5 protein-coding genes are annotated in these 7,378 nt (G+C 68.0%); 3 read left to right on the top strand and 2 right to left on the bottom strand.

Annotated features, from left to right (window positions below; genetic code table 11):
* The first annotated feature begins 160 nt into the window (after positions 1–160).
* The 3 genes from ACIHCL_RS36680 to ACIHCL_RS36670 are packed head-to-tail and all read left to right on the top strand — an operon-like array spanning position 161 to position 3,494.
* Positions 161–1,180: an ABC-three component system protein gene (locus ACIHCL_RS36680; protein ID WP_399868888.1), complete on the top strand. Its 1,020-nt coding sequence runs from the start codon at positions 161–163 to the stop codon at positions 1,178–1,180.
* Positions 1,177–1,656 (top strand): ABC-three component system middle component 2, encoded by a 480-nt coding sequence (locus tag ACIHCL_RS36675; protein WP_399868887.1) that lies wholly within the window; start codon positions 1,177–1,179, stop codon positions 1,654–1,656. The genes ACIHCL_RS36680 and ACIHCL_RS36675 overlap by 4 nt, the downstream gene beginning before the upstream one ends.
* Positions 1,653–3,494 (top strand): hypothetical protein, encoded by a 1,842-nt coding sequence (locus tag ACIHCL_RS36670; RefSeq protein WP_399868886.1) that lies wholly within the window; start codon positions 1,653–1,655, stop codon positions 3,492–3,494. The genes ACIHCL_RS36675 and ACIHCL_RS36670 overlap by 4 nt, the downstream gene beginning before the upstream one ends.
* Before the next feature lie 36 nt (positions 3,495–3,530).
* Here the strand turns inward: ACIHCL_RS36670 and ACIHCL_RS36665 are convergent, their stop codons facing one another.
* Both ACIHCL_RS36665 and ACIHCL_RS36660 read right to left on the bottom strand, forming a co-directional pair.
* The gene (locus tag ACIHCL_RS36665; RefSeq protein ID WP_399868885.1) at positions 3,531–6,206 is read right to left on the bottom strand and encodes a Helicase associated domain protein; all 2,676 of its coding nucleotides are present in this window, start codon (positions 6,204–6,206) and stop codon (positions 3,531–3,533) included.
* 36 nt (positions 6,207–6,242) lie between these two features.
* The gene (locus ACIHCL_RS36660) at positions 6,243–6,773 is read right to left on the bottom strand and encodes a hypothetical protein (RefSeq protein ID WP_399868884.1); all 531 of its coding nucleotides are present in this window, start codon (positions 6,771–6,773) and stop codon (positions 6,243–6,245) included.
* Positions 6,774–7,378: the final 605 nt, after the last annotated feature.

Here is a 7,378-nt window from a genome sequence, read left to right as displayed (position 1 = left end):
ATCGCCCTCGTCATGCTCACCCTCGCCGGCCCCCGCCCCACCCTCCCAGGTCGCCAACTCACGACGGAATGACCCACTCATGCGGCAGGAGAGCCCCAAATCGCCAGAGGTCGTCGTGCTTGCGCCGCCGACCCAGAGCGCTCCCTTGCCCACGCCTCAGGTGTACCTGCAATACATCTACGACGCTGACGACTGGGAGGACTTCACCGTCGAGTGGGTCCACCAGTTCGGTACGTGGTCTGGTCGTCCCTACGCCCGAGTTCAGCGGATGGGTGGGGCCGGCGACCGCGGAGCGGACGTCGCAGCCTGTCTCTCCGAGCAAGGCACCGCAGGCGAGTGGCACTGCTACCAGTGCAAGCACTACCTCAAGCCGCTCGGGCAATCAGATGCCTTCCCAGAGATGGTGAAGATCTTCGTCGCGAAGATCCTCGGCACGTACGAGTTGCCCTCGCGCTATGTCTTCGTCGCACCAAAGATTGGCACGGGACTCGAACGACTCCTGCTCAACCCGCCCCAGCTGAAGGACGAGTTCTTCGCGGCGTGGGACGACAAGGACTCCAAGCTCGGGACCAAGCCCAAGCTCACCCCGGAGATGCGTACAGCTGTGGGCGCGCTGGCGCAGGCGACGGACTTCTCGATGTTCGAAGCCCGGAACCTCGAAGAGATTCTCGAACTGCACGCTGCGACCCCCCACCACGTTAGGCGCTTCCCACAACCGCTTAAGCAGCGCCCTGCCGCCGATCCGGCCCCACCTGACCAGGCACCACACGAAGCCGTCTACGTCCGCAAGCTGCTGGACGCCTACAACGCGAAGCACGGCCTCGCCTTGGAGACGCTGCAACAGGCCCGCGACCATGCGAAAGTCAGCGGCCATCTCTTCCGCCAGCGTGCCGCCTTCTTCCACGCCGAGTCGCTGTGGCGTTTCGCGCAGGAGAGTGTCCCGGAAGCGACCTACACCGCGATCGAGACCGACCTGTACGACGCCGTGATCGAGATCGAAGACCGCGACCATGCCAGCGGCTACGCACGGCTGGAAGCCGTACTGGACGCGGCTGTCGCCCACACACCGAATCCGGCGAACATCCTCGCCCCCGTGGTGAAGGTCATCGACCTCAAGGGCATGTGCCACCGTCTGGCCAACGACGACCGGCTGACCTGGTGCAAAGAGGAGACCCCGTGACCCCCCTCAACGGCCCCGTGGAAGCCGGGATGCGCGCTCTGATCCTCCTGGCAGAGACCTTCCCCCGCCGCCTGGACGTCGCCCAGCTCGTCTACCTGGACCACGCCATGCTCCACAGCGGCGACCTCGACCACGGCCCCGCCAGTCTCCACCCCGACCTCCCCGCCGGCCCCGGCGAGCTCGGCCTGCGCCGACGCCTCATTGAACAGGGCCTCATGGTCCTGCTACGCGCCGGCCTCGCCGACATGACGACGACCGACCACGGCTTCATGTACGGGGCCACAGACGAGGCAGCGAGCTTCCTCAGCGCCCTGGAAGCCCCCTACGTTGGCCAGCTCATCGAAAGGGCCGACTGGCTCACCAGCACCTACATGCATGAAGGAACGGACGTCCGCGAGGGCATGAAGCAGATCACCCAACGCTGGTCTGACCGCATCCACGTGAGCCCCGGCGACCTGGGAGAGGACGTCCTGTGATCAGACTGACGCTCGTCCACCTGACCTTCCTCGGCATGGACAAGCCGCCAGCGGCCGTGGAATTCAGTCCCGGCCTGACGGTCATCTACGGAGCCTCCGACACAGGCAAGTCCTACGTCGAAGAGGCCGTGGACTACATGCTGGGCGCCAGCGAACTCAAGTCGATCCCGGAGGACGACGGCTACACCCGCATCCTTCTGGGCCTGCGGGTGAGCGACGGTCGCAGCCTCACCCTGTCCCGCGCGATCGGCGGCGACACCATCGAGGTGTTCAACCACGATCTCCGAGAGATGCCATCGGAGCCAGCGGACGAGACTCTAAAGTTCAAGCACAACGCCAAGTCGAAGAAAAACATCTCCCGCTACCTGCTGACCGTCCTGGGAATCGACGGCCAGCGGATCCTCCAGAGCGGCCGCGGCAACGTGCTGCCGCTGAACTTTCGGGACCTCGCGCGCCTGGCCGTCGTCAACGACACACGCATGGCAGATCAGCACTCTCCGGTACTGGGCACCCGGAATCCCCTGAACGAAACCAGGGAGAAGTCGGTCTTCAAACTCCTCCTCAGCGGAGAGGAAGAGCCGGAACGCCCTGCAGCGCCAAGCAATCTGGAGAAGCAGTTCGGCAAGGGGAAGATCGCGGTCATCGACCACCTGATCGACGCGAACCGCGGAAAGCTCACGATGGAGGCAAACCAGTCGCAACTGCGGGAGCAACTCGACCGCCTGCAGGCGGCCCTCGGCGAGGTGACCACCGCCGCCGTCGAACTTGCTGAAATCCGCACTAGCCTTCTCCGTGACCGCCGGGGCCTGGAAGAAATCAACCTCGCGGCCCAGCAGCGGGGCGACGAGGTCGAGCAACTGCTCGCACGATTCGCTCTGCTGAAAGAGCAGTACGAGTCAGACTTGGCCAGGCTCCAGATGGTCGGTGAAGCCGGAACCCTACTGGGCTACTTCCAGACCGGGACCTGCGTCTTCTGCGGCGCCGAGCCCCAACACCAGCACCCGGAGCACCACCTTGCCGAGGGCACCCAGCTGGCAGCGTCTGTATCTGCCGAGACGCGTAAGACAACAGACCTGCTCAGCGACCTGCTCCTCATGATCGAGGACTTGGAAGAGCAGGCAGTGGACATTGAATCGGCCCGCGCTGCCCGACACGAAGAGCTCACACACAACGCTGCGGAGCTCCGCGCACTCGATCAACGGATGCAACCGGTCGACACGGACGCCACCGAACTACTGAACGCCCGCTCACAGGTCGAAAACGAGCTGGCCCTGCACGCTCAGATCGAGCAGCTCGAAGACCTCAAGGCATCGCTGTCCACCGTGGCTCCCACTCCGCCGACTGCCCGTCCCGACGGCATCCCCGCCGCCGACGTCGCCGACTTCGAGCGCATGATCCATGAGACCTTGGAAGCCTGGCATGTTCCGGGGAGCAACCGCGTCCGCTACGACCCAACGACTGCCGAGCTCTCCGTTGACGGACAGCCGCGAAAGAGCCGCGGCAGGGGCATGCGGTCCATCCTCCACGCCGCCTTCGCCGTATCACTCGCGCGCCGGAACACAGCCCGCGACCTGATTCACCCGGGCTTCGTCGTGCTCGACACTCCGGTCCTCACCTACCGCCGGCCCGAAGACCCGCACGAAGACCGTCCCGAGCTGATGACCGCCGACGTCGCCGAGAACTTTTACCGCGACCTCCTGGAGAATTTGCCGGGCCAGGTCATCGTGATCGAGAACCCGACACCGCCAGCGAGCATCAGAGGGCGTGCCACCGTCCACGCATTCAGCGTGGCCGGTTCGGAACGCCAAGGATTCTTCCCACCCCGAGAAAGGCAGTGAGCACCAGCCCACCACGGACAGCCGTACGTACCCCGGTCAAGCCCAGTCCACTCCCAGCTTCGTGAGGGCGGCGAGCTGGTCGGCGGTGAGCTTGTCGCGCCGGCTCTTGGTGTTCGAGACCCACACGCCCAGCTTCACCACCACCGGCTCCACCTCGCCCTCGACCGCGATCTCCTCCCCGTGGGCGCGCGGCACCGGCCGGTCCGTACCTTCCCGCTCCACCCACTGCGCAAGGGCTGCCAGGCCCCGCTGGAACGCCTGCTGCGCCTTGCTCGGTCCCTTCGCCGCACGGTCGGCTGCCGGGGCCGGTGGCGGCGCCTGGGCGGGTTCCACGCCCAGCGCGGTCAGCCGCTCGCGCTGCTCGGGAAGCAGCCGCGCCCAGGTAGCCGGCTGCTTCTGCCGCTGGAGCCACTGGCCGATGTCGTCGCCGTCCATGAGGACGCCTGGGGCGATGTCGGGCAACTGGCCGTCAGCATCGACCAGGTCCGCCAGGACGCGCTGGTTCCTCTGCCAGTTGAGCGGCCAGGGGCAGTTCCAGTCGGGGTCGATCTCGGTGAGCTGCTGCGCGCGCTTGGCCGCCCGGTCTGGGTCCTTCCCGAGACCGCCCTTGCGGCGGAGGTTGGCGAGGTGCTGTCCGATGGGCACCATGGCCTCGCCTTCGCCCCACGCCGCGTCCTGACGCGGTGCGAGGTGCCCGGTGGCCCGGTGGTAGGACCGGAGCGCGGCCAACTTTGCCTCCCAGGCTTCTTCGCCCGGCTCCCAGAGCATGCCAGCCTCGGGGGCGTCCAGCAGGGTCTTGCGCCGTTCCTCCAGCTCGCCTGCCCGCAGCGCCTTTCTCTGCTGGTGGACCCAGCGGCCAAGCGGAAAGTCCTTTGTGACACCCACTTCGGTCTCGGTGTCGTAGGGAACGGCGTAGATGCCGGTGATTTGGTTCTCCTTCCGCCAGCGGATGAGGGCCTGGTAGCCCTCCAACCACACCAAGGACTCCGGCCGGTACACCCGGGTACGGAGGAATGCCGCGATGGTCGCGGCGTCGCGTGGGCTGGAGAAGTGCAGCAGCGCGGACTCGGCGGCGGCGTCAGTGTCGTCGTCGTGCTCCTGGTCCTCGCCGTTGCCCGCGCCGTCGGCCCCGACGATCCGTCCGTCCTCGTCGCGCTGGACGTGGACCTTGCGCTTGCCGCTGGTGAGGGCGCGGGAGGCGAGCTGCTCGACCAGGCGCTCATCGTGGCTGCGCAGGCCTTGGAGTACGGCTACGAGGGGCTTGAAGCTGGCGGAGGCGACCATGTCGGTGGGGTCTTCGTTCGGCTCCAGGAACACCGGCACGATGATCCGCGCGACCTTGGTGGAGCCGTCCTTGTTGAGCCGGAGCGCGCGGCCGATGTTCTGCACGATCTCCACCTGGGAGCCGCGGGTGTCCGCGAAGCAGATCGAGTCGACTCCCCGCTCGCCGGTGATGTCGACGCCTTCCCCGAGCACGCGAACGCTGGCGAGGAAGGCGCGGTGGACCCGGCGTCCGGCGGCGTTGATGCCGTTGGCGAACTGGAGGATCTTTTCGCGGCGTTCGGCGACGGTGTGGTCGCCGCACAGCCATGCCGACCACACCCGGTCCGGGGGTACGTGGCGGCCGGCCTCCAGCTCGTAGAAGGCCGCGTCGATCGAGGACTTGGGGAGCTTGTCGGCGGCGGCCAGGTCGGCGTCGGAGGCGTCGTTCAGGTACAGCGCGGCGGCCGTCTCGGGGAGCTTGTCCGCGAACGCGCGGGCCTCTTCGACCTTCTGGTGGAACGTCATGACCGTACGCAGGTTGTACGCCGCGGCGTGCTCCAGGAGCGCGGTCTGCAACAGGGCCAGGCGGCGACCCCGCTGCGCCTCCTCGGACTCCCCGAGGACCGGCGAGGGGTCGCGGATCTCCAGGACGTCGATCTCGAATCCGGCAAGGATTTCGCGCTCGATCGCCTCCGAGAGTCCGAGCTCTGCCCCCGGGAGCCACGCGCCGTAGGTGCCGTCCGGGTCGTCCGTCATCGTCGCGATCTCCGCCTCCCGGCCATCCGCGCCCTTCTGCGGGCGGGGCGCGGCAAGGATGCGCGGGGTGGCCGTGAGGTAGAACCGGAAGTCCGCCGGGATGCGGGCGTTGTCGTGGATCGCCGCCCACGGCCGCCCAAGATCACCAGCGGTACCGTGCGCCTCATCCACGATCGCGAGGTCGAAGCCGTCCATGCGCTGCCCGTACAGCCGCCCCCCGCCCGCCAGAGCGGCCTCCAGCGGCCCGCGAACCTTCCGCTGCCCCTCGGGTGCGTCGATGTCCTCGCGGTCCACGAGCGAGGCGTACGTGGCGAACACGACCACGGGCCCGTGCCCGGCCCACAGAGCGAGCTGGATCGGGTTAGTGGTGGTGCGCACCCCGAGCTCGTTCAGGACCGCGTCGTTCTCCAGCGAGCACACCGCGACCATCGGGGCCCGGTGACCCACCGCCCGCCAGGCCTGGGCGGTCTGGACGAGCAGGTCCAGGGTCGGCACGGTGACGAGGATCCGGCCGTCCGGGAAGCTCTCCAGCGCGCACGCGGCGGCCGTGATCGTCTTGCCCGAGCCGGTCGCTGACACGAGGGTGCTACGGGCACCCTGCGGGGGCACGGATGACCTTGCAGGAAATCCCACCCACTTCCTAAACGCGGACCGCTGGTCTACCTGGTGTTCCTTGAGCCGAATCGCTGACATTCCGTGCCTCCCCTGGAGTTGAATTCCTGCGGACTTTTAGGAGGCCGCGTGCGGAATGCAGGCCGCGCCCATGTCGTTCCAGATCGACGCATCCGCCTTGTGCCAGCCGCCCGGCTTTCCGTCCTTGAAGGGCGGCTTGTCGGCCGGGTCGTAGTGCCCGGCATCGAGCGTGCACACGACGACGTCCCCATCCGCGTTCCGTGTCCGGGCCGTGCACAGACCGCCGGCCTCGCCCAGCGCCTCCAGCACCTGGCGGCGCGCCGTGGTGTGCGGGTGCGTGGCAGGCAGTACGGCTTCCCGGACGTACCGCTCCAGCCGCACCAGATCGGCGCGCTCACGCTGCCTCACGTCCGCGATGTGTACGGCCAGTTCAGCGGCCCCGGCCGACCGGCCGCCGCGCCGGGACCACTCCCGGTCCGCGATGCCCACCAGGGCCTCGCTCACGGCCGCCACGCCGTCATCCCAGCCATCCTCGAACACCGTGCCCCGCGAGCGCGGGCCTGTGCCCTCCAGCTCCACGACCTCGCTCTGCGCCCCGGCGACCGCTCCGGCCTCCAGCGCGGCCACCAGGTCGTCCGCCTCGCTCGCGGCACTCCCTGCGCCTCCAGGAGCGCGAACAGCCTCAACCGGGCGTTCACGCCTGCCGTCTGATACTGGCTCACCCGGCGCACAGAATCGCTGCTCAGCGCGGGATCGGGTCCGGTAGATTCGTGGTGACCGGTCATCTGCGGTCGTTCCTCTCGGAATTCCGGGGAGGTTCCCGGGTGGTTGGGGGGTGTCCCGTGTTTCCGCCAACGGTACATGCTGCATCAACCCGATACATGCACTACACTAGAACTCACCCCAACGAGCGATCCACCCCTTTCACAGCCAGCCCGGCCCGCGCCAGCGGGCCCCAACGGTTCTGGAGGCGCAGCCGGAAGGACCGTCAGGCGGGGGAGCGCAGCGGACCCGCCGGTCAGGCTGAAGCGAAGCGAAAGCCTGGTAGCGGGACCAAGTCCTACCGGTCCGGGAGCACAGCGGACGGACCGTCAATCCCGGTGCGCAGCACCGGGATTGTGCGGGTGGCGCAGCCACCCGCTAGCGCTCCCGCGGAGCGGGAGCGCAACCCCCGCGCGCAGCGCGGGGGTTCGCTTGCACATCGCGCAGCGATGTGGTACCCGCTCCGCGGG

The organism is Streptomyces sp. NPDC052042, assembly GCF_044548345.1.
Classification (GTDB): domain Bacteria; phylum Actinomycetota; class Actinomycetes; order Streptomycetales; family Streptomycetaceae; genus Streptomyces.
Note: the sequence above shows the minus strand (reverse complement) of the source record. Positions and strands in the feature narration are given on the sequence as shown.

Coding starts and splice junctions, on each gene's coding strand:
- ACIHCL_RS36665 (WP_399868885.1), bottom strand. CDS start 6,206: ATGTCAGCGATTCGGCTCAAGGAACACCAGGTAGACCAGCGGTCCGCG.